Annotated in this window: 17 protein-coding genes; 10 read left to right on the forward strand and 7 right to left on the reverse strand. The window is 63.3% G+C overall.

Annotated elements, in window-relative coordinates:
• The first annotated feature begins 68 nt into the window (after positions 1 to 68).
• Together ACIQWO_RS00255 and ACIQWO_RS00260 are read left to right on the forward strand one after the other, a co-directional pair.
• Positions 69 to 944, forward strand: a complete 876-nt coding sequence (locus ACIQWO_RS00255; RefSeq protein ID WP_402817658.1) for a carbohydrate ABC transporter permease — start codon at positions 69 to 71, stop codon at positions 942 to 944.
• A complete protein-coding gene (locus ACIQWO_RS00260; RefSeq protein ID WP_402817661.1) occupies positions 941 to 1,843 on the forward strand; it encodes a carbohydrate ABC transporter permease in 903 nt (300 codons plus the stop codon). Before ACIQWO_RS00255 ends, ACIQWO_RS00260 begins: the two co-directional genes overlap by 4 nt.
• Before the next feature lie 146 nt (positions 1,844 to 1,989).
• Here ACIQWO_RS00260 and ACIQWO_RS00265 read toward each other — a convergent pair whose 3' ends face one another.
• The 3 genes from ACIQWO_RS00265 to rarD form a co-directional block, all read right to left on the reverse strand.
• Positions 1,990 to 2,451 carry a universal stress protein gene (locus tag ACIQWO_RS00265; protein ID WP_402817664.1) on the reverse strand — a complete coding sequence of 154 codons (462 nt, stop codon included), beginning with the start codon at positions 2,449 to 2,451 and terminating at the stop codon, positions 1,990 to 1,992.
• Between the two features lie 198 nt (positions 2,452 to 2,649).
• The gene (locus ACIQWO_RS00270; protein ID WP_402817667.1) at positions 2,650 to 2,904 is read right to left on the reverse strand and encodes a hypothetical protein; all 255 of its coding nucleotides are present in this window, start codon (positions 2,902 to 2,904) and stop codon (positions 2,650 to 2,652) included.
• A gap of 95 nt (positions 2,905 to 2,999) precedes the next feature.
• On the reverse strand, positions 3,000 to 3,917 hold the full coding sequence (rarD, locus tag ACIQWO_RS00275; protein WP_402817670.1) for an EamA family transporter RarD: 918 nt from the start codon (positions 3,915 to 3,917) through the stop codon (positions 3,000 to 3,002).
• 202 nt (positions 3,918 to 4,119) lie between these two features.
• Between rarD and hisN the strand changes: the two genes are divergently transcribed.
• The gene (gene hisN, locus ACIQWO_RS00280) at positions 4,120 to 4,917 is read left to right on the forward strand and encodes a histidinol-phosphatase (RefSeq protein WP_402817673.1); all 798 of its coding nucleotides are present in this window, start codon (positions 4,120 to 4,122) and stop codon (positions 4,915 to 4,917) included.
• Between the two features lie 65 nt (positions 4,918 to 4,982).
• Here hisN and ACIQWO_RS00285 read toward each other — a convergent pair whose 3' ends face one another.
• Positions 4,983 to 6,314 carry an MATE family efflux transporter gene (locus tag ACIQWO_RS00285; RefSeq protein WP_402817676.1) on the reverse strand — a complete coding sequence of 444 codons (1,332 nt, stop codon included), beginning with the start codon at positions 6,312 to 6,314 and terminating at the stop codon, positions 4,983 to 4,985.
• A gap of 186 nt (positions 6,315 to 6,500) precedes the next feature.
• Between ACIQWO_RS00285 and ACIQWO_RS00290 the strand changes: the two genes are divergently transcribed.
• The 5 genes from ACIQWO_RS00290 (at position 6,501) to ACIQWO_RS00310 (ending at position 14,424) form a co-directional block, all read left to right on the forward strand.
• Complete coding sequence (locus tag ACIQWO_RS00290) at positions 6,501 to 6,893, forward strand: hypothetical protein (protein ID WP_402817679.1); 393 nt, start codon at positions 6,501 to 6,503, stop codon at positions 6,891 to 6,893.
• 634 nt (positions 6,894 to 7,527) lie between these two features.
• Complete coding sequence (gene aspT / locus ACIQWO_RS00295) at positions 7,528 to 9,216, forward strand: aspartate-alanine antiporter (protein WP_402817682.1); 1,689 nt, start codon at positions 7,528 to 7,530, stop codon at positions 9,214 to 9,216.
• A 60-nt stretch (positions 9,217 to 9,276) separates the two neighbouring features.
• Positions 9,277 to 10,962: an aspartate-alanine antiporter gene (gene aspT, locus ACIQWO_RS00300; RefSeq protein WP_402817685.1), complete on the forward strand. Its 1,686-nt coding sequence runs from the start codon at positions 9,277 to 9,279 to the stop codon at positions 10,960 to 10,962.
• Between the two features lie 119 nt (positions 10,963 to 11,081).
• Positions 11,082 to 12,692, forward strand: coding sequence for a bifunctional aspartate transaminase/aspartate 4-decarboxylase (locus tag ACIQWO_RS00305; RefSeq protein WP_150576516.1), 1,611 nt, complete (start codon positions 11,082 to 11,084; stop codon positions 12,690 to 12,692).
• Positions 12,693 to 13,188: 496 nt separating this feature from the next.
• Positions 13,189 to 14,424 carry a ShlB/FhaC/HecB family hemolysin secretion/activation protein gene (locus tag ACIQWO_RS00310; protein WP_402817689.1) on the forward strand — a complete coding sequence of 412 codons (1,236 nt, stop codon included), beginning with the start codon at positions 13,189 to 13,191 and terminating at the stop codon, positions 14,422 to 14,424.
• On the opposite strand, the gene ACIQWO_RS00315 is transcribed toward ACIQWO_RS00310, so the two are convergent.
• On the reverse strand, positions 14,408 to 14,980 hold the full coding sequence (locus tag ACIQWO_RS00315; protein ID WP_402817692.1) for a DNA-binding protein: 573 nt from the start codon (positions 14,978 to 14,980) through the stop codon (positions 14,408 to 14,410). The two genes, ACIQWO_RS00310 and ACIQWO_RS00315, sit on opposite strands and share 17 nt — an antisense overlap.
• A gap of 280 nt (positions 14,981 to 15,260) precedes the next feature.
• Here ACIQWO_RS00315 and ACIQWO_RS00320 point away from each other — a divergent pair, with 280 nt between their 5' ends.
• Together ACIQWO_RS00320 and ACIQWO_RS00325 are read left to right on the forward strand one after the other, a co-directional pair.
• Positions 15,261 to 15,701, forward strand: coding sequence for a hypothetical protein (locus ACIQWO_RS00320; RefSeq protein WP_402817695.1), 441 nt, complete (start codon positions 15,261 to 15,263; stop codon positions 15,699 to 15,701).
• A 311-nt stretch (positions 15,702 to 16,012) separates the two neighbouring features.
• A complete protein-coding gene (locus ACIQWO_RS00325; protein ID WP_233325105.1) occupies positions 16,013 to 16,870 on the forward strand; it encodes an EamA family transporter in 858 nt (285 codons plus the stop codon).
• A gap of 111 nt (positions 16,871 to 16,981) precedes the next feature.
• Here ACIQWO_RS00325 and ACIQWO_RS00330 read toward each other — a convergent pair whose 3' ends face one another.
• Positions 16,982 to 17,215, reverse strand: coding sequence for a formate dehydrogenase subunit delta (locus ACIQWO_RS00330; RefSeq protein WP_150576520.1), 234 nt, complete (start codon positions 17,213 to 17,215; stop codon positions 16,982 to 16,984).
• A gap of 205 nt (positions 17,216 to 17,420) precedes the next feature.
• Entirely contained in the window at positions 17,421 to 20,282 is a 2,862-nt protein-coding gene (gene fdhF / locus ACIQWO_RS00335) for a formate dehydrogenase subunit alpha (protein WP_402817700.1), read from the reverse strand.
• Between the last annotated feature and the right edge of the window lie 3 nt (positions 20,283 to 20,285).

The raw sequence follows: 20,285 nt of genomic DNA on the forward strand, positions 1-20,285 counted from the left end.
ATGTTGGAAGTGAATTAGTCTGTAGAAGCCCGGGGCCTGGCCCCGGGTGCTGAACCGATGGACCGACGATGAACCGTTCTTCCGCCTCATGGGTGCCCTGGCTGCTGTTGTTACCGGCGTTGGTGCTGCTGGTCGCGTTCACCCACTATCCTGCCGTTGCGACGCTATGGCATAGCGTGTTCTCGACGGCGCGCGCCGGTGCATCGTCCGTGTATGTCGGTGCCGAGAACTATCAGGCGCTCGTCGACGATCCCGTCTTCTGGCAGGCGCTGCGCAATAACCTGCTGTTCGCACTGATCACGGTGCCGGTGGCGATCGTGCTGTCGATCGTCATGGCGCTGTGGGTGCATCGTCAGGTGCCCGGTCGCGCGCTGCTGCGTCTGGCGTACTTCACGCCCGCGATCTTGCCGATGATTGCTGTCGCGAACATCTGGCTCTTCTTCTACACACCGCAGTACGGACTCATCGCGCAGATAACGCAGGCGTTCGGCTGGGGCGATCACAACTGGCTCGGACAGCCGGGCACCGCGCTACCTGCGCTCATGGTCGTCACGATCTGGAAGGAAGCCGGTTTCTTCATGATCTTCTATCTGGCCGCGTTGCAGCAGATCTCGCCGACGCTCGCCGAAGCAGCAGCGCTCGAAGGGGCGTCGCGCTGGCAGTTCTTCCGTCGCGTGCAGTGGCCGCTGCTGATGCCCACGACCGTGTTCGTGGTGATCAATGCGATCATCAACGCGTTCCGTCTGGTCGATCACGTGGTGGTGATGACACGTGGCGGTCCCGACAACGCCACGCAGTTGCTGCTGTACTACATCTATCAGGTGGCTTTCAGTTTCTGGGATACGTCGTACGCGGCGGCGCTCACGGTGGTGCTGCTCACGCTGCTCGCCATCGTCGCTTTCGTGAAATTCCGTCTGCTCGACTCACGGACGCATTACCAATGACCACCTCTGCCAATCCCTCTTCCGTGACGGAGACGTCGGACGCATCTGCCCGTGCGGGCAAATCGTCTGGGTCGCTTCCTGCCTTCTCCGCAACGGGGCATGCGAACCTGCTGGACGTGACCGGCGCTTGGCTGCTCGGCCTGCTGTGGTTACTGCCGCTGCTCTATGGTGTCTGGAGCGCGATCCATCCATCCGCCTACGCCACGCGCTTCGTGCTCGACGCGCCGCTCACGCTGGAGAACTTCGTCCACGCGTGGCAGGCTGCGCCGTTCGGACGCTATCTCATCAATACGTTCGTGCTGGTGACGGTGATCCTCGCCGCGCAAATCGTACTCGCCACGCTGGCCGCCTACGCGTTCGCACGCTTCACGTTCCGGGGCAGCGAAGTGGCGTTCATGATCGTGCTGCTGCAACTGATGGTCATGCCGGACGTGCTGATCGTCGAGAACTACCGCACCATCGCATGGATGGGGCTGCGCGACACGATTCTGGGGATTGCGCTGCCGTACTTCGCGTCGGCGTTCGGTATCTTCTTGCTGCGGCAAGCGTTCAAGACGGTGCCGCGCGAGCTGGACGATGCGGCGCGCGTGGAGGGTGCTAACGCGTGGCAGGTGCTGTGGCGCGTGTACGTGCCGCTCGCGCGGCCGGTGTACGTGGCGTATGCGCTCGTGTCGATCAGTCACCACTGGAACAACTTCCTGTGGCCGCTGATCGTGACGAACTCGGTGGAGACGCGTCCGCTGACGGTCGGTTTGCAAGTCTTCGCGGCGACCGATCAGGGCATCGACTGGTCGCTGATCACCGCCGCGACGCTCATGACCGCAGCACCGCTGTTCATCGCATTCCTGCTGTTTCAGCGTCAGTTCGTGCAGTCGTTCATGCGCGCAGGTATTCGCTAAAACCCGCGCTGAAAGCAAAACGGCACGCGGGGGCGCGTGCCGTTTTGTTGTCTGACCTATCGTCGCCTGACGTAGCGACCTTTCCGGACTGCGTTCAACGAGCCAGAAGGGCGGACGTCAGCGCGAGGGAGGATGCGTTTTCGAAGTTATTTGTCGGCGGCCTTGACCAGCAGCACCGGCACCGTGGTGATGCGCAGCAGTGTCTCGGCCACGCTGCCCAGCAGCAGACGGTTGATGCCGCGACGTCCGTGAGTGCCGAGCACGATCACATCGGCGTTCCATTCTTGCGCTTCGCGCAGCACGGCGTCGGCGATTTCGTCGGTGCCTGCTTCGAGCGTGATCATCTTCGTCTCGGCATCGACGCCGCGCTTTTGCAGTTCGGCCTTGGCGTTTGCCAGAATCTCGTCCGTTTCCTTCTCGAACGACTCCTGGCTCTCCAGGGGCACGAAGCCGCTGTAGGCTCCGGCAGCGTAAGCGTTGGCGAGGGACGGCACGACCGAGACCAGGCGAATCTTGCCCTGGCTGAGTGCAACGAGCTTGACCGCTTCGTCGATGGCGCGGTTCGAAGGCGTGCTGCCGTCGATCGAAACCAGAATGCGTTCGTACATGATGGTGTCCTCTTGGGGCTGAAAATTCGTGCGGCAATCGGGAAAACTCAGCCCATTCTCGCACCGCGTGCGGCGAATGTCATCCCAGACTCGGGGAGGGACTTTGATCGCACGCAAGAACCCATCGGAATGCCAACGGCCAGCGCGCGCCTGTGTGGGGCGCGGTGCCGGTAGTCGAAACGTCGTAGGAAGTGCGCCTTAGTTGGGGCGACAGGCGATCACGAGATTGGCGACGCCACCGTTCACGTCGCGCGTGAGGATGTCGTATCCCTTTTGCGCGCACTGCGTGCGGGCGCGTTGGTCGCAGTCGCCCGAATTGGTCGCAGAGCACTGGATTTGTTGTGTGGGGCGTCCGTCGGAGGTGAATAGCGGTGCCGACGTGCCGCAGGCGGACAGCGTCACCGTGAGAAGCCCCGAGGAAAGCAGAATGGCGGTTCTGGCGAGATTTTTCATAGTCGTTGTCGTACAAGCTTTCGCGAGTATAGCGCGCCGATGTTGCCTTGCAGGACGTCGTGCCTAACAACCTACAGCCAGCCCGACAGTGAGCCTTACAGAGGTGCCGCTTCGTCTGTGGGGCGGCGCAACCGCTGGCGGCGCAGCGTGCGCACGCTGTCGAACACGATGAGCGCCACACCGATCCAGATCGGCACGTACGTCCATAGCCCGCGCTCGGTGAAGGGCTCACCCAACAGCGTGATCGAGACGGCGAACAGCAGCACCGGCTCCACGTAACCGAGAATGCCGTAAAGCCCGATAGGCAACACGCGTGCGGCGGCGAACGTGCTGGCGAGCGCGCTTGCGCTGAGCAGCCCCAGCGCGGGCAGCCAGAACCAGAAACGCGGCTCTGCGAGCACCGGCGCGTTTTGCGCCCACGCGTGCCAGACCAGGAAGACGGCGACCGGCGCCATCGCGAGCATCTCCAGAATGAAGCCGCTCAGGGCGTCCAGATGCAGGCGACGACGCAGCAGGAAGTAGGGCGGGTAGCCGAACATGATCACGGCCGTCACCCACGACAGCGCCCGCGTCGCCCACAGTTCATGCGCAACACCGACTGCGGCGAAGACAACGGCGGCCGTCTGCAACGGGCTCAGGCGTTCCTTGTAGACGGTGCGACCCGCCAGCACCATCGTGAGCGGTAGCAGGAAGTAGCCGAGTGAGGCGTCGAGCATGCGCTGTTGCAGCGGTGCCCAGACGAACAGCCAGAGCTGAACGGCCAGCATCGCGGCGCACAACAGGACTGCGCCGAGCAGTGCAGGGCGGTGAAAGACGTGCGAGAACGTGCTGCCGACGACTTCCCAGCGGCGCAACGCCGTGACGATGACCAGCGTGCCGGGCAGGGTGAGCAGGATGCGCCATGCAAAGACGTCCAGTCCCGAGAGGGGCGACAATTGCGCCACGAGCGCGGGCATGACGGAAAACATGACCGACGCCGATACGGAAAGCATCACGCCGCGACCGGAAAGCATGGGAGTCCTGTGAGAGGGGGCAAATCAGGCCGCGAGCATAGCAAATTTGCACCAGTATTGGGCGCTCCCGGTACACGGGCCGCCAGGTATATTTGTGCGCGGAATGTCGTCGCGGCGTCACTGGCGAACGCGTATCATCGCGATTCATTGAGTGTTTTCACCATTTGCCGCACCGTGCGGCACCTTTGCAGGAGATTCGTGCATGTCGTCCGTTTCCGCTGTTGCCGAATATGCGGCGTTTGCCGCCTCGCTTGCCGACGCCGTCCGCCCGCTGTCGATGGGCTGGTTCCGCCGCCGTCTTGCGGTCGACGACAAGGCCGACGAAAGCCCCGTCACGATTGCCGACCGCGAAGTCGAAACGGCGCTGCGCGAGAAGATCGCCGCACGTTATCCGTCGCACGGCATCTGGGGCGAGGAATTCGGTAAGACCGGCGTGGACGCCGAGTTTGTCTGGTCGGTCGACCCGATCGACGGCACGCGCAGCTTCATCACGGGGCATCCGCTGTGGGGCACGTTGCTCGCGCTGCTGCAGAACGGCAACCCGGTCGTCGGTGTGATCGATATGCCTGCCACGGGCGAGCGCTGGGTGGGAGTGAACGACGTCGCTGCGGGCGTGCGCGAAGCGCGCTTCGGTGGCGAGCTGTGCGCGACGAGCCCGGTCACGACGCTGGCCGACGCGACTGTCTATGCCACGTCGCCCGACATTTTCGATACGGCGGAGTATGCCCAGTTCGAACGCCTGACGAAGGCGGTCAGCCGTCGTCGTTTCGGTGGCGATTGCTACGCCTACGGGCTGCTCGCGAGTGGGCATATCGAACTGGTGATGGAAGCGGGCTTGCAGACGTACGACTATCTGGCGGTAGCGCCTGTGGTTGAGGCGGCCGGTGGTGTCATTACCGATTGGGAAGGCAAGCCGCTGACGCTCACGTCGCAGGGACAGGTGCTGGCGGCCGCCAACGCCGAACTGCACGCGGCGGCGCTGGCTTGCATTCGCGGCTGAGGCCGCAGCAGGCCGCGCTGTGAACGGACGGGCCTCGGAGGCTCGTCCCGTTCAGATCATCTGAATCAAGCCGCCTGACGGGGCATGCCGCGCCAGATGCGCGGCAGCAGCACACCCAGCACGACACCGCGCGTGGCGAGGAACGCCATCAGCGCGACCCACAAGCCGTGATTGCCCCACGCCGCCAGCGTGAAGGGCATGACGGTGCCAAACACCAGCAGACCGATCAGCGACGACGTGAGCAATTCGCGCGTACGCGTCGCGCCGATGAAGACACCATCCAACTGAAAACACCAGACGGCGACGATGGGCGAGAGCACCGCCCATGGCAGGAATTCGCGTGCGGTTTCGCGCAGCGTTGCCTGATCGGTGAGTGCGTCGATGATCGCGCCACCTGCTATCGCGTAGACGAGCGCGAACGCCACAGCGCATCCGAGCGCCCATCCCAGCGAGAGCCGGATCGCATGCAAGAGCGCCTGCCGTTGCCGCGCCCCGATGTAAGCGCCTACGAGTGCTTCGGCGGCATGCGCGAAGCCGTCGAGGCCATAAGCCATGAACGTCTGGAAGTTGAGTAGCAAGGCGTTGGCGGCGAGCGTGGTGTCACCCAGACGTGCACCCACGCGTGCAAACCATGCGAACGCGAGTTGCAGAAACAGTGTGCGCAGGAAGATGTCGAGATTCAGGCGCAGCAGACGCCAGAGCGCCGTGCGCTCGACGAGCGTGGCTACGCGCAGCGGCGGCAGACCCGGCGTGCGCGCTAGCCAGAGCAGCCACGCGCCCAGCACGAACCCGAGCAGATCGGCCAGCGCTGTCGCCCACGCAATGCCCGCTACACCCCAGTCGAAGCCGCGCACGAAAGCGAGTACGGCGACAATGTTCACCACATTGATGAACACTTGCACCGCCAGTCCCTGACGCACACGCTGACACGCGAGCAGGTACCCCAGCACCACGTAATTGCCGAGCGCGAAGGGCGCAGCGAGGATACGGATGCTGGCGTACTCCCGTGCAAGCGCTTGCACTTGCTCGCTGCCGCCGAGCCACGAGACGCCGAGCGACACCAGCGGCACGCGCAACACGAGCAACACCGCACCGATGGCGAAGGCCAGCGCCAGCGCACGGGCGAGCGTGTCGCGAAGGCGTTGTGCGTCCCGTGCGCCGAAGGCCTGCGCCGCGAGACCGGTCGTGCCCATGCGCAGGAACGAGAAGCCCCAGAAGATCAGGTTGAGCAACAGACCGCCGAGCGCGACGCCGCCCAGATAGGCCGGGCCGGGAAGATGACCAGCCACGGCGGTGTCCACGGCCGAGAGCAGGGGCTGGGTGAGATTGGCGAGCACGATCGGCACCGCCAGACGAAGCAATTGCCGGTGACCGGCGGCCGCAGGGGCAGGGTTCATGAGTGAGCGTTGCGGCAACCGTTCATGGCGGCACCGTCGGTATCCGCACGGGGCGGCAGGTTGTGAGTGCGCCGATTATAAGGTTTCGTGACGTTATGCCGCGCATCCCGCGCAATGTGGACTGAAGATGCGGGGAAGCGGACGGTACAATGTGTCACTTCTCTGTCTTCACTGAAAGTCCGCGCAATGTCGTCTTCGTCGCTTTCAATCGTCTCGCCTGTCACGTCCGTCATGACCTTCCTCGCCACACATCGCCGTCATGTGCTTGCGGCCGCACTGTGTCTGGCAAGCCTGCCTGCGCTGGCCGACGTGACGCTGCAACGCGGTCCGCCGCCGCCGCGCTTCGAAGATCCGCACGCCGCGCCCACGGGCGAGTTCTGGGTGCCGGGCTACTGGCAATGGAAGGACGGCCGCTACGACTGGGTGGATGGACACATGGAAGCCAAGCGCCCCGGCATGCGCTATACCCCGCCGCACTGGGAAGAGACCGGTGTCCATGAATGGACGCTGCGCGACGGCAAGTGGGACGCCACCGGCTGGGGGCCGGGCACCATCCACGAAATCCGCGCACCGAAGTAACGCCCTCGTCCATCGTCCTACGACGTCATGCGCCATCCGTCACGCGATGGCGACTCCGCGCGCGCGTTTCGGCTGCCGTACCCCCGCGGCATCCTGTCGCGGAACTTGAAAAATTTTCATCTATCCTCTCCGCGATTTTCCTCACGCCAGACGGCGCGATCACGCGATTTCGCGGGCGCTGTCGACGTGCCGCCCGTGTGGCCGACGTTCGTCGACTATTAATCAGGATTCCGACATAGTGGGTGGAATTGTGGGCTTGACGCGCACAAGGTGGAGACCTTACGCGAAACCTGTTGACACGTCCGGAACGTTGAACAACACTATGCCCACACCGCGTCGCCTCGAAATGCGGAACAGTCGCAGATAGCGTAATTTTAATTACTTGTGCTACCCGATTGCGCGACGATCGTGCAATTTGCGCGGGTAATAAGTGCGCCGTGTGCGCCCTCCCTACATAAACGCCTGGCGGTTCCCGCACAGGTGCAAAACGTACGACCGATACACGGTCTGCTGTCTCTCGATCGGCGTGGTCACTGCCACGACGATCTGTCGTTTTCTGAAGTCTCGTATGCCGGACGTATGCCGCCAAGTGCGGTAGCCCGTCGCCGAAGCGCGACATGTGGCAGGAGCCTGTATGCAGTGTTCAGTTCCGCTGTTCGATGCCGTGCCGTTGATCACCGTGTTTGTCTGCGTCGTCCTGGGCCAACTGCTCGGGCGAATCAAGTTCGGCCCTATTCAGCTCGGTGGCGTGTGCGGCGCGCTGCTTGTCGCATTGCTCGTGGGACAGACCGGCTGCATGGTCGAAGGCTCGCTCAAGGATTTCGCCTTTGCGCTGTTCATTTTCGCGATGGGCTTTTCCGCCGGTCCGCAGTTCGTTGAGAACCTGAACCTGCGCGGCCTGCGCTTCGGTGTGCTCTCCATCATCGAAGTGGTGTTCGTGTTCGGCATTGTCATGCTGGCCGTGAACTTCCTCAGTCTCGATCCGGGCACGGCGGGTGGCCTTGCAGCCGGTGCGGCAACGGAGTCGGCGATGGTCGGCACGGCCATCGAAGCGCTGGGACGCCTCGGACTCGATCCCGAAGCCTTCAAGGCGTTGCAGGCCAACGTCGTCACGGCTTACACGCTGACCTATGTGTTCGGCCTCATCACCATCGTCCTGTTCACCAATCTGCTCGCCCCGCGTTTGCTCGGCATCGATCTGAAAGCCGACAGTGCACGTCTCGCGAAGGAGATGGAGGACGAGAACGGTGACGAACTTGGCGCACCGGCCGCGCCCGATCTGGTTGGGCGCAGCTATCGCGTGGCGCACCCCGGATTCACCGTCGCTGCGCTCGAAGCCGCGCTGGACGGCCGTGTCGCCATCGAGCGGGTACGCCGCGCCGCGACGCAAGTGGCGGTCGCACAAAATCTCACGCTGGAGGTGAACGACGAGCTGCTGCTCGTTGGCCGTCGCGACGCCATGCTCGAAGCACACGCGCTCATCGGCCCGGAAGTCGCGGGCACCGAGACGAGCGACATCGTGCTCGTGGAGCGCGATTTCATCATGACGAACAAGGAAGCCGAAGGGCGCACCGTAGCCGATCTGCGACGTGAAGCGCCGGTCGAGCTGCGCCACGGTGTGTTCGTCAAAGCCGTCAAACGTATGGGCATGCAGTTGCCGTCGCTCAACAAGATTCCGCTGCAACGCGGCGACGTGGTGACGCTGCAAGGTCTTCAAGAGGATGTCGAACGCGCGGGTGCCGTCATGGGCAAGCCCGTGCCGTACGGCAACAAGACAAGCCTGATCTTCGTGGGCCTCGCGCTGATCGTCGGCCTTTGCATCGGGCACTTGTCGGTGCACATCGGCGGTGCGCCGATGACGCTCGGCTCGGGCGGTGGCGCGCTGGTCTCGGGGCTGGCGAGCGGTTGGCTGCTGTCGCGTCGGCCGACGTGGGGCACGTTCCCCCCGGCCGCTTACGAATTGCTCAAAGACCTTGGACTGGCGGTGTTCGTGGTGTGCGTCGGCCTGTCGGCCGGGCCGCAGGCGGCGGTGCTGCTGCGCGAACACGGCATGGCGTTGCCGGTCGTGGGGATCTGCGTTTCGCTCATTCCGGCGCTCGTGTCGCTGTGGGTGGGCCACAAGTTGCTGCGCATCGATGGCCCGATTCTGATCGGCGCCATCGCAGGTCAGCAGGCAAGCACGCCTGCCATCAGCGCAGTGGTGCAAACCGCGAACAGCGCATTGCCGGTCGTGGGGTACACGGTGACGTACGCCCTGTCGAACGTGCTGCTGCCGCTTATGGGACCGGCGGTGGTTTTCGTCGCCCATCAGTTTTCGCGTTAGCGAGTCGGCGCTGGCTCCCCCGCCAGTGGCCGCATTCATCTTTTTGACGGAGGTTCTGCCGTGGAACTGGTGCATACGATTCTTAATCATGTCCCGGAGGTCGCGATTTTCCTATCGCTCGCCATCGGGTACGCCATCGGGGCGATCAAGTTCGGTTCGTTCCAGCTAGGGGGCGTGGGTGGCTCGCTGCTGGTGGCCGTGGTCGTCTCCCAAATCGGTATTTCGGTCGACGCTGGCGTGAAGAGCATCATGTTCGCGCTGTTCATCTACGCCGTGGGTTACGAAAGCGGTCCGCAGTTCTTCAGCTCGCTCTCGCGCAAAACGCTGCGTGAGATCGGCATGGCTGTGTTTCTTGCTGCGTCCGGGCTGGTGACGGTGCTGATCTGCGCAAAGATCTTCGGCTTCGACAAGGGCCTCGCGGCCGGTGTGGCGGGTGGCGGTCTCACGCAGTCCGCCATCATCGGCACGGCAGGCGACGCCATTTCGCGCCTCGGCTTGCCTGCGGACGAAGTGAAGCGCCTGCAGTCCGAAGTCGCCATCGGCTACGCGGTGACGTACATTTTCGGTAGTCTGGGCGCGATCATCGTGTGCGCGTCGCTCGTGCCGAAGCTCATGGGGCGCACGCTCAAGGAAGATTCGAAGAAGGCCGAACTTGAAATGGCCGGTGGCCGCGCGGTCCTTTCCGCCGATCAGGTCGACTCGCTGCCTGCGCTCGTGGGCCGCGTCTATCGCGTGACGACCGGCGCGGGCAAGCGCGTGATCGAGATCGAGAAGCAACTGACCGATGGTGTGACCATCGAACGGCTGCGCCGCAAGGGCAAAATCATCATCGCGACCGACGATCTCGTGCTCGAAGCGGGCGACGACGTCATGCTCATCGGTCGACGTGAAGCGGCCACCGAGGCCTGGCGTCTGCTCGGCGACGAACAACGTCCGTCAGCCGATCTCGACATCGCATTGCGCATGCAGGAAGTCGTGTTCGCGCGCAAGGGCGGCAACGGCAAGACGCTCGGCGAACTCAAGGCCGGTGTGGAGCGCGACGTCAAGCATGGCGTGTACATCGCGAAGATCATGCGGATGGGCCAGCCCCTGCCGATTCTCGACGACACCATCATCTATCACGGCGACGTGGTCACGCTGTACGGCGCCGACAGCGACGTGCAACGTGCCGCCAAGGAAGCCGGTTATCCGGTCGCGTACTCGGTGAAGACCGACTACGTGTACATGGGCATCGGCATCGTCGTCGGCTTGCTGATCGGCTACATCGTGGTCAAGGTCGGTGGCATTCCGCTCACGCTGGGCAGCGGTGGCGGTGCGCTGCTCGCGGGGCTGGTGTTCGGCTGGCTGCGAGGCAAGCACCCGACGTTCGGTGCAATGCCGCTCGCCGCAAGTTCGCTGCTCAAGGAGTTAGGGCTGGCGACGTTCGTGACCTGCGTGGGGCTCTCCGCCGGTGCGCAGGCCTGGCAGACGTTGCAGCAAAGCGGCATCTCGATCTTCCTCGCCGGGGTGATCGTCACCATCGTGCCGTTGTTGCTCACGTATCTGTTCGGACGCTATGTGCTGCGCTACGACAACGTCGCCATTCTGGCGGGTGCGCTGTCCGGCTCGCGCAGTGCGAACCCGGCCTTCGGCGAAATCCTGGACAAGGCCGAGAGCAACGTGCCGACCGTGCCGTTCGCCATCACCTACGCCATCGCCAACGTGCTGCTCACGCTGCTCGGACCGCTGGTGGTGTCGTTGACCTGAGGCCTCGTCCGTCCCTTATTACGTTTATCTGATTGATGCATTCGTCCCGATCGTCCGTCGCTGCCCCCGCAAGACGGCATCGCTATGGGTTGTAAGTGGTTGTTCATGGAGAAATTGCTATGAAATCGAAGGAACTCGACGCACTCGCCAAACTCAGCCCGTTCGAATTCAAGGACACGCTGATCGAACTCGCGCAGGAAAATGGCGCACAGCGCTCGATGCTCAACGCCGGTCGCGGCAACCCGAACTTCCTGGCGCTCGAACCGCGTCACGGCTTCTTCCAACTGGGCCTGTTCGCGCTGTCCGAAGCCGAGCGCCAGTTCACGTACATGCCGGAAGGCGTGGGCGGCATTCCGCCGGGCAAGGGCGTGGAAGCTCGCTGGCAAGATTTCGCCCGTGAGAACCAGCACGCACCGGGCGTGAAGTTCCTCGAGAAATCGATCTCGTACGTACGCGATCAGATGGGGCTCGTCGTCGAGGATTTCCTCACGGAGATGGTGCACGGCATTCTGGGTTGTAACTATCCGGTGCCGGACCGCATGCTGCGCAATACCGAGAAGATCTCGGCGAAGTATCTGCGTCGCGAGATGGTCGGACGTCACCCGTTCGTGGGCAACTTCGACCTGTTCGCGGTCGAAGGCGGCACTGCGGCCATGACGTATCTGTTCAACACGCTCAAGACGAACCATCTGCTGCAAGCGGGCGATTCGATTGCGCTGGGCATGCCGATCTTCACGCCGTACATCGAGATTCCGGAACTAGCCGACTATCAGCTTCACGAAGTGAATCTGAATGCCGATCCGGATCTGGGCTGGCAGTACTCGAAGAAGGAACTCGACAAGCTGCTCGATCCGAAGATCAAGGCGTTCTTCCTCGTGAATCCGAGCAACCCGCCGTCGGTGAAGATGGACGACGCTTCGCTCGAACATCTCGCCGCTATCGTCAAGAAGCGCCCGGACCTGATCATCCTGACCGACGACGTCTACGGCACGTTTGCCGACGACTTCCGCTCGCTGTTCGCGATTGCGCCGTACAACACCATCCTCGTGTATTCGTACTCGAAGTATTTCGGGGCGACGGGCTGGCGTCTCGGCGCGATTGCCACGCACGAGAAGAATGTCTTCGACGACAAGATCGCCAAATTGCCCAAGGCGCAGCGTGAAGGGCTCAATGCACGCTATTCGTCGATCACGACGGAGCCGGAAAAGCTCAAGTTCATCGACCGTCTTGTGGCCGACAGCCGCGCAGTGGCACTCAACCACACGGCAGGCCTGTCGACGCCGCAGCAGGTGCAGATGGCGCTCTTCTCGCTGTTCTGCCTGATGGACGAGCCGGATGCGTACAAGCATGCCGTGAAGCGCATCATCCGCCGCCGCAAGGCCGTGATGTATCGCGCAGCGGGGATCTCGGAAGAAAGCGGGCCGAACACCGTCGACTACTACAACATCCTCGATCTGGAGGTGTTGGGTACGAAGATCTACGGCAAGGCGTTCGTCGACTGGTTCATGAAGAACATCGATCCGTCGGAGGTGCTGTTCCGTCTGGCCAAGGAAAGCGGCGTCGTGCTGCTGCCGGGACGTGGCTTCGGTACGTTGCACCCCTCAGGCCGCGTGTCGCTCGCGAACCTCAACGAACCGGACTACATCCAGATCGGTGCCACGGTGCGCAAGCTTATGGACGAGTACAACGAGCGCTTCCTCGCTGGCGGAAAAGGTGGGAAGAAGAAGTAATTGACGGGATGACAACGGTGCTGCGTCCTGACCGGGACGCGGCATCGGCTGGCCCCCCCTCGGTCGCCCCTCCATGGCGATCGACCATTGCCCGGGAACCCACTTCCCGGGCTTTTTTTGCGATGTGGAATCGCAAAATAAAACGCCCGCACGAGGCGGGCAAAAATCACTACAGGGGAAGTCACGCGGTATGAGTGGCAATCTCATGAAAGAGTTCCCGGAGATTCTGGGCGTTTCGTGACTGGCAGAGCGTCACCCGATCGACGTAAAATAGCCCCTTGTCGCTACATCACCCCCCTCATGTCGAAAGTGGCGCACGACGCTTGCGGACGGCAACGGTGCGGGTGGGATTTTCAGGTGTCGAATGTCGGTAAAGCCGGTCGTGCGGAGTCGCCTCCTGCTGGCCGCGTGTCTGAGTGCCGGAATACCGGTGGGCACGCACGCACAATCTCTCTTCTCGGATCCTAATCCGCCATGTTTCACTGAGCAGAATGCTGTGTCCTACGGACTGTGGGACCGCGGACTGGCGCCTCAGTATTTTTTGCCGCCCCCACCACCGCCTGCACCGCCATTGGTGCAGGACCCGGGTGTAGCCACCGATCCCATTGCACTGTTCGCGGGCGACGACCCGAATGCGGTTGCTGCGGCCGTGGATCGCGACGCCGCAAAGCGTGCGGCCGATGCAGCCGCAGCCGCAGCAGCTTCAAACACTGCGGCAACCGCTGGCGGCGCATCTACGTCATCCGATCCTTCGCAAACGGTCGCAGCAGACGGCGCGAGTGCCGCATCTGCCGAGACTGCGGACGCGGCACCGGTCGTCTCCCCGACACCACCTTCGCCGCCGCTGCCCGCAGGCGAGTTTGCCGTCGCACCCGAGTTGAGCGCGGACGGCACCGCGATCCATGCCGTCGATATCGATGCGGTGGCCTCGGGTGCTACGGCCGCCACCGCCGAGCCGCAGCCATTGCCCGACGTCGCACCGCCCAACGCGTTCCTCGCACGCGCGTCGTGCCTGCGCGGCATGCCACGCCACGAGAGTCTGGCGAACCGCAACATCCGCATGCTGATGCGTCGCGGACTCGTGGTGCGCGACGACCAACTGCCTTTTGTCGCGACTCGCAGCCGCACGCCGGGCGAGGGGGCTATCGGGCTTCAGGTACTCAACGACCGTCCGTATCAGTTCAATGTCGGTATGAACAACAGCGGCATGACGACCACCGGCAAGATGCAGGGCACCGCCAATCTGCTGATGAACAACCCGCTGGGGATGTACGGCAAGCTCGATACGAAGCTCAGTCAGGACTTGCAGAATGCGCGGCGTGACGCGACCAACCGCGATCTGACGGCTAACTATTCGTTACCCATCGACGCCGACTGGACCGTCGGCATCACTGGCTCCACCAATGCCGCCACGGATCAGATTGCGACGGGCACCACGCAGACGCAGACGCTCCAATGGCGTGTGCGCCGCGCGTTCGATGTGACGTCCAACGGGACGACCGGCGTCGAGCTGCGCTACAACCGCAGTCGCACCGAAGATCCGAACGCGATCCACACCTACGACAGTTACGCCGAGGTGGGGCTGAGTCACACGCATTATCTGGGGACGTCGAAGCTCGACTTGTCGGTGATGCAGCGTCTGAATGCGCCGTGGATGCCCGCAGCGAGCGGCCCGCCGGGATGGTCCTACCGCTTCCAGTCCATCGACGCGAAGCTCACCGTACCGTTCTGACGAAGTCCATTACGGTATCGAGCGATACCGTTCTCACGAGCGACGCGGGCATGTCCGCGAAGTGCTCGCTCTCCCCGAACAGAATCACGGGCTTGCCGTAGTGCACGGCGAGCCCGACTTCGTTACGCGTGCCGTGATTGCCGGGCAGGGCGACGATGGCGTCGCTCGACAACACGTTGATGTGATTGCGCGAAAGGGTCCCGGGCGGCGCGTCGGGCAGATGGCGCGGCAGCGGGCTGAGGATCGGCACTTCGACGAACGGGTTCGGATAGCCGGGCACTGCGCGGAAGGTGAGAGGTACGCCAGTCTGCTCATCGTCGGCATCCTCCGCGCCACCCACGGCCTCCGTCGGCACGATGCCGATGCTACGACCGATGCGTTGCGGCACAGCGCAGAACGCTTCGCTCACGCTCATCATTACCCCTTGTCCACCGCCGGTAAGCAAGTGAAAGCCAGCGAGCGCCAGCGCACGGCCGAGCGGCACGGCAAGTTCGGGCCACGGCTGTTTGCCGGACCCCATCACGCCAATCGTCTTGGGATGCAGGGGAAGGGTCATATCGGAACGTGAGCCACGCAGAGTGGGGGAGGTCAGGGCGCTGCCGATGATAAACGAAGTGCGCGGATGAAGCTTCCGGGCAAAAAAAAACCCGCCGGGTTGGCGGGTGAGGAAGCAGGCCTCTCACGGGGAAGTGAAAGCCTGGTCTCGCGAGGTGTTTGCGAGACCCGTGTAGTATCGTGATCCAGACGTCTGTTGGCTATGGGCTAAGTCCTAAAGTGCATGTCAGACGCTTTCCAATTCTGTTTCCTATCCTTTCTGACGTAACCCGTTGCCAGAGATGACCGAACCGACCGAAACCACACCGGCCAGTGCCGCCCAGATCGCTGCACTGAAGGCGTTGCGCGCCGCGCTGCTTGCCCAGCACAAGGTGCTGATCGACTACGACCGTCAGCAATACGAAGCGGTTTTCGGCGCGGTGCCGACCGGTCGCTTCGTCCAGTTGTTCACCGAAGACCCCTGGTTTCGCTGGCTCGATCCGGTCTCGCGCCTGATCGTCGCACTCGACGAATGGCAGGAGCAGGAGCCGCCGCAGGCTGAGGCGGGTATTGCACTGGCCGACGAAGCCGCGAGACTGTTCCGTCGTACCGGTGGCGCGGAAGACGAGTTCGGCGAGCGCTATCTGCTGGCGCTACAGAAGTCGCCGGAAGCTGGCATGGGCCAGAGCCAGGTGATGACCGCGTTGCGTGCTACGCCGCAGTCGCCTGCTCCCGACGCCTGAAAGCGCAGCGCACCCGCCGACCCAAACTGAGAAGGATGCCGAGATGTCGTCTCATGTGTCGGCAAACGAGGAGGCGGGCCGTTGAGCAGGGAGGGGGCAGACCGTCAAGCCGAATATTTGTTCCTTCTCTGATCGTTTTTTGAGCAAGGCTCTTGACAGCCCCTGTTCACGGGGCGATTCGGAAGTCGACGTCAGGTTATCCAGTGGGTTATCCACAAAGGGTGTGGACAACTTTTTGGTTGCCGACCCCCATGCCGTCGGCGCACCCTTGTCATCCCATTTCCGACACACCGCCGCTGCGTCCGATTGACATGACCACCACCCCCATCGTGCTTCTCGTGCTGCTCTCGGCGCTGATGCACGCCACCTGGAACGCTTTCCTTCACGCGAGTCCCGATCGTCTCTGGCAAGTCGGCATGATGGCTGTGCCGCAGTTGCTCACGGCCGTCGTCGGCATTGCGGTGCTGCCGATACCGCCGGTCGAGGTCTGGCCGCTCATCTTGCTTTCGGCCTGTGCGCAGGTGGCGTACACGGCGGCGCTCATCCGCGCCTATCGCGTGGGCGAGTTCGGACAGATCTATCCGATTGCGCGTGGTATCTCGCCGCTGCTGATCTCAGGGGCGGCGCTGTTGCTCGCGGGCGAACTGCCGCGCTGGATTGCGGTGGTCGGCATCGCGTGCATCTGTATCGGCATTCTGACGCTCGCGTTGCGTGGGCGGCGTCTGTCCGGCGACAGCGTGCCTGCCGCCTTGCTCACCGGCGTGTTCATTGCGGCCTATACGATTGTGGATGGCTTCGGCATTCGCCTGACGAACAGCAGTGGCGGGAACGGTTTCGCATACATCGCCTGGGCGTACTTGTTTGCGAGCGTGCCGCTGGTCGGGGCGGTGTGGAAATGGCGGGGCGGATGGCGCGGCATGTTCCTCGCGCCGCGCCGTCGGGTAGCGGAAGCGCTGGGGGCTGGCGTGGTTGCGCAATGCGCCTACGGCATGGTGGTCTTCGCGCTGCAATTTCTGCCGATGGGTGTGGTGTCGGCGTTGCGCGAATCGAGCGCCATCTTTGCGGTGCTGCTGGGCTGGCTGTTCATGCGGGAGAAGTTGAACGCGCGGCGTCTCGTGGCATGCAGTCTGGTCGTCGGCGGTGCGGTGCTGATCAAGCTGGGTGCCTGAAGCGGTGTTGGCGTCTGCCAACGACATCAGGCGCAATCGTTTCCACAACTGCGCCTGATGTCACGGCCGGACCTTGCGTCCCGCCCATAAGCCTTGAGGTCTTGATGAATGTCAGCTGCGCGGCCAGAGTTCGGCGCGATGCGCGGTGATGGCGGCCACGACGATCTCGCGCATGCCATGCCCGTCCGTCGTCTCCAGATGCTCCAGAATCGTCATGCGCATGCGCGGCGCCCAGAAGCGACGCAGATGACCCGCGATGTTCTCGAGCGCTTCGCCGCGATCGGGCATCGTCTCGAAGAAATCCCCGATCTGATTGGCCATCTTGACCAGATTGTCGGTGTCCATGATCTGTCTTGTCCCCTGTGATCGTTCTCTGTCGATGCGTTGCACCGGTTCGCTTGGCCAATCTCGCGTCCGCCGCGCCGTCTGTTGGCAATAGACGGCGAAGCTCGTCGGCACGATGCGTTTCCGACGATGGACGCGGATTGTCCGTGGCGGCACACGGCGGTGCGGTCGTTCGACCTGCGCCGTCGCGTGCCTGATTGCCGACTCAGCTTGCGCTGGCCGCCGTCGTCTGGTCGTGTCCGAGGAACGCTTCCTGCTGACGGTTGAAGTCCGAATACTGACGCTGCCATTCCGACGGTTGCGCCACCGGCGTGACCTGCACCGCCGTCACCTTGTACTCGGGGCAGTTCGTCGCCCAATCCGAGTTGTCGGTCGTGATCACGTTCGCGCCCGACTCCGGGAAGTGGAACGTCGTGTACACCACGCCCGGCTGCATGCGGTCGCTGACGATCGCGCGCAGCACCGTCTCGCCTGCCCGGCTCTGAATGCCGACCCAGTCGCCGTCCTTGATGCCGCGTTCTTCGGCATCGTGCGGATGCACTTCCAGACGGTCTTCACCGTGCCAGTAGTTGTTGTCCGTACGACGCGTCTGTGCACCGACGTTGTACTGCGACAGAATCCGCCCGGTCGTGAGGATGAGCGGGAAGCGGCGCGTGACCTTTTCGTCCGTCGGCACGTATTGCGTGATGAGGAACTTGCCCTTGCCGCGCACGAACTCGTCGATGTGCATGACGGGCGTGCCGTCCGGCGCTTCTTCGTTACACGGCCACTGCACGCTGCCCATACGATCGAGCTTCTCGTAGCTCACGCCGGTGAACGTCGGCGTGAGACGCGCGATTTCGTCCATGATTTCCGACGGGTGCGAGTAGTTCATCTCGTAGCCCAGACGCTTCGCCAGCTGGATCGTCACTTCCCAATCGGCGTAACCGGCGCGCGGCGGCATGACCTGACGCACGCGCGAGATACGACGCTCGGCGTTGGTGAACGTGCCGTCCTTCTCCAGGAACGACGAACCCGGCAGCAGCACGTGGGCGTACTTCGCGGTTTCGTTCAGGAAGATGTCCTGCACCACGATGCACTCCATTTGCTCCAGCGCATGCGTGACGTGTTGCGTGTTCGGGTCCGACTGGACGATGTCCTCGCCCTGGCAGTACAGGCCCATGAAGGTGCCCGCGAGCGCCGCATCGAACATGTTCGGAATGCGCAGGCCCGGCTCCGATTGCAGCTCGACGCCCCATTCGGCTTCGAACAGTGCACGGGCGCTCGCGTCCGACACGTGACGATAGCCCGGCAGTTCGTGCGGGAACGCGCCCATGTCGCAGGAGCCCTGCACGTTGTTCTGACCGCGCAGCGGGTTCACGCCCACGCCTTCGCGGCCGATGTTGCCAGTGACCATCGAGAGGTTGGCGATGCCGATGACCGTGGTCGAGCCTTGTGCGTGTTCCGTCACGCCCAGACCGTAGTAGATCGCCGCGTTGCCGCCGGTCGCGTACAGACGGGCTGCGCCGCGCACGAGGTGGGCAGGCACACCCGTGTGGGCTTCGGTCGCTTCCGGCGAATTCTCGGCACGGGCGATGAACTCACGCCATTGCTGGAACGCGCGATCTTCGCAACGCTCGGCGATGAAGTCGTCGGCCATCAGACCTTCGGTGACGATCACGTGCGCCAGTGCGTTGACCATGGCCACGTTCGTGCCCGGACGCAGTTGCAGGTGATACTGGGCCTGGATGTGCGGGCTCTTCACCAGGTCGATACGACGCGGGTCGATCACGATCAGCTTCGCGCCTTCGCGCAGACGCTTCTTCATACGCGAGCCGAACACCGGGTGACCGTCGGTCGGGTTCGCACCCATCACGAGAATCACGTCCGAATGCTCGACCGACTTGAACGTCTGCGTACCGGCCGATTCGCCGAGCGTCGCCTTCAGACCATAGCCGGTCGGCGAGTGGCACACGCGGGCGCAGGTGTCGACGTTGTTATTGCCGAACGCGGCGCGCACGAGCTTCTGCACGAGGTAGTCTTCTTCGTTCGTGCAGCGCGAGGACACCAGACCGCCGATGGAGTCACGGCCGTACTTGGCCTGAATGCGCTTGAACTCGGACGCGGCGTAATCGAGCGCCTCGTCCCACGACACTTCCTGCCACGGATCGGTGATTTTCTTGCGAATCTTCGGCGTGAGGATACGGTCCTTGTGCGTGGCATAGCCCCAGGCGAAGCGGCCCTTCACGCAGGCGTGGCCTTCGTTGGCCTGACCGTCCTTGTGCGGCACCATGCGCACGACTTCGTTGCCCTTCATTTCCGCCTTGAACGAGCAGCCCACGCCGCAATAGGCGCAGGTCGTGATCTTGGCGTGCTCGGCCTGACCGAGATGGATGACGGACTTCTCTTGAAGCGTTGCGGTCGGGCATGCGGCCACGCAGGCGCCGCACGACACGCACTCCGAATCCATGAACGGCTGGTCCTGACCCGGCGACACGCGGGCTTCGAAGCCGCGTCCCGAGATCGTCAGCGCAAACGTGCCCTGCGTTTCTTCACAGGCGCGCACGCAGCGGTTGCAGACGATGCACTTCGAGGCGTCGTACGTGAAGTAGGGGTTCGATTCGTCCTTCTCGCTGTCGAAGTGGTTCGCGCCGTCGAAGCCGTAACGCACTTCGCGCAGGCCCGTCACCCCGGCCATGTCCTGCAACTCGCAGTCACCGTTAGCGGCGCACGTCAGGCAGTCAAGCGGGTGATCGGAGATGTACAGTTCCATCACGCCCTTACGCAGCTCTTGCAGCTTCGGCGATTGCGTGCGGACCTTCATGCCGGGTTCGACCGGCGTCGTGCATGATGCAGGGAAGCCGCGACGGCCTTCGATTTCCACCAGGCACAGACGGCACGAGCCGAACGGCTCCAGCGAGTCAGTTGCGCACAGCTTGGGCACGTTCACGCCGCCCTCGGACGCAGCACGCATGATCGACGTGCCCGCAGGCACGGTGACCTGTTCGCCGTCGATCTCCAGCGTGACTTCCTTCGTCGATTCGCGGCGCGGGGTGCCGTAATCCTTCTCAAACATCGGATCCATCATGAT

This window comes from Pandoraea sp. NPDC090278 (genome assembly GCF_044772185.1).
Taxonomy (GTDB): domain Bacteria; phylum Pseudomonadota; class Gammaproteobacteria; order Burkholderiales; family Burkholderiaceae; genus Pandoraea.

Excerpts from the sequence above, each read along its gene's own strand:
- ACIQWO_RS00305 (WP_150576516.1), top strand. The coding sequence starts at position 11,082 with ATGAAATCGAAGGAACTCGACGCACTCGCCAAACTCAGCCCGTTCGAA.
- ACIQWO_RS00325 (WP_233325105.1), top strand. The coding sequence starts at position 16,013 with ATGACCACCACCCCCATCGTGCTTCTCGTGCTGCTCTCGGCGCTGATG.
- ACIQWO_RS00265 (WP_402817664.1), bottom strand. The coding sequence starts at position 2,451 with ATGTACGAACGCATTCTGGTTTCGATCGACGGCAGCACGCCTTCGAAC.
- ACIQWO_RS00260 (WP_402817661.1), top strand. The coding sequence starts at position 941 with ATGACCACCTCTGCCAATCCCTCTTCCGTGACGGAGACGTCGGACGCA.
- ACIQWO_RS00330 (WP_150576520.1), bottom strand. The coding sequence starts at position 17,215 with ATGGACACCGACAATCTGGTCAAGATGGCCAATCAGATCGGGGATTTC.
- ACIQWO_RS00255 (WP_402817658.1), top strand. The coding sequence starts at position 69 with ATGAACCGTTCTTCCGCCTCATGGGTGCCCTGGCTGCTGTTGTTACCG.
- ACIQWO_RS00290 (WP_402817679.1), top strand. The coding sequence starts at position 6,501 with ATGTCGTCTTCGTCGCTTTCAATCGTCTCGCCTGTCACGTCCGTCATG.
- rarD (WP_402817670.1), bottom strand. The coding sequence starts at position 3,917 with ATGCTTTCCGGTCGCGGCGTGATGCTTTCCGTATCGGCGTCGGTCATG.
- ACIQWO_RS00285 (WP_402817676.1), bottom strand. The coding sequence starts at position 6,314 with ATGAACCCTGCCCCTGCGGCCGCCGGTCACCGGCAATTGCTTCGTCTG.
- ACIQWO_RS00270 (WP_402817667.1), bottom strand. The coding sequence starts at position 2,904 with ATGAAAAATCTCGCCAGAACCGCCATTCTGCTTTCCTCGGGGCTTCTC.
- aspT (WP_402817682.1), top strand. The coding sequence starts at position 7,528 with ATGCAGTGTTCAGTTCCGCTGTTCGATGCCGTGCCGTTGATCACCGTG.
- fdhF (WP_402817700.1), bottom strand. The coding sequence starts at position 20,282 with ATGATGGATCCGATGTTTGAGAAGGATTACGGCACCCCGCGCCGCGAA.
- ACIQWO_RS00315 (WP_402817692.1), bottom strand. The coding sequence starts at position 14,980 with ATGACCCTTCCCCTGCATCCCAAGACGATTGGCGTGATGGGGTCCGGC.
- hisN (WP_402817673.1), top strand. The coding sequence starts at position 4,120 with ATGTCGTCCGTTTCCGCTGTTGCCGAATATGCGGCGTTTGCCGCCTCG.
- ACIQWO_RS00320 (WP_402817695.1), top strand. The coding sequence starts at position 15,261 with ATGACCGAACCGACCGAAACCACACCGGCCAGTGCCGCCCAGATCGCT.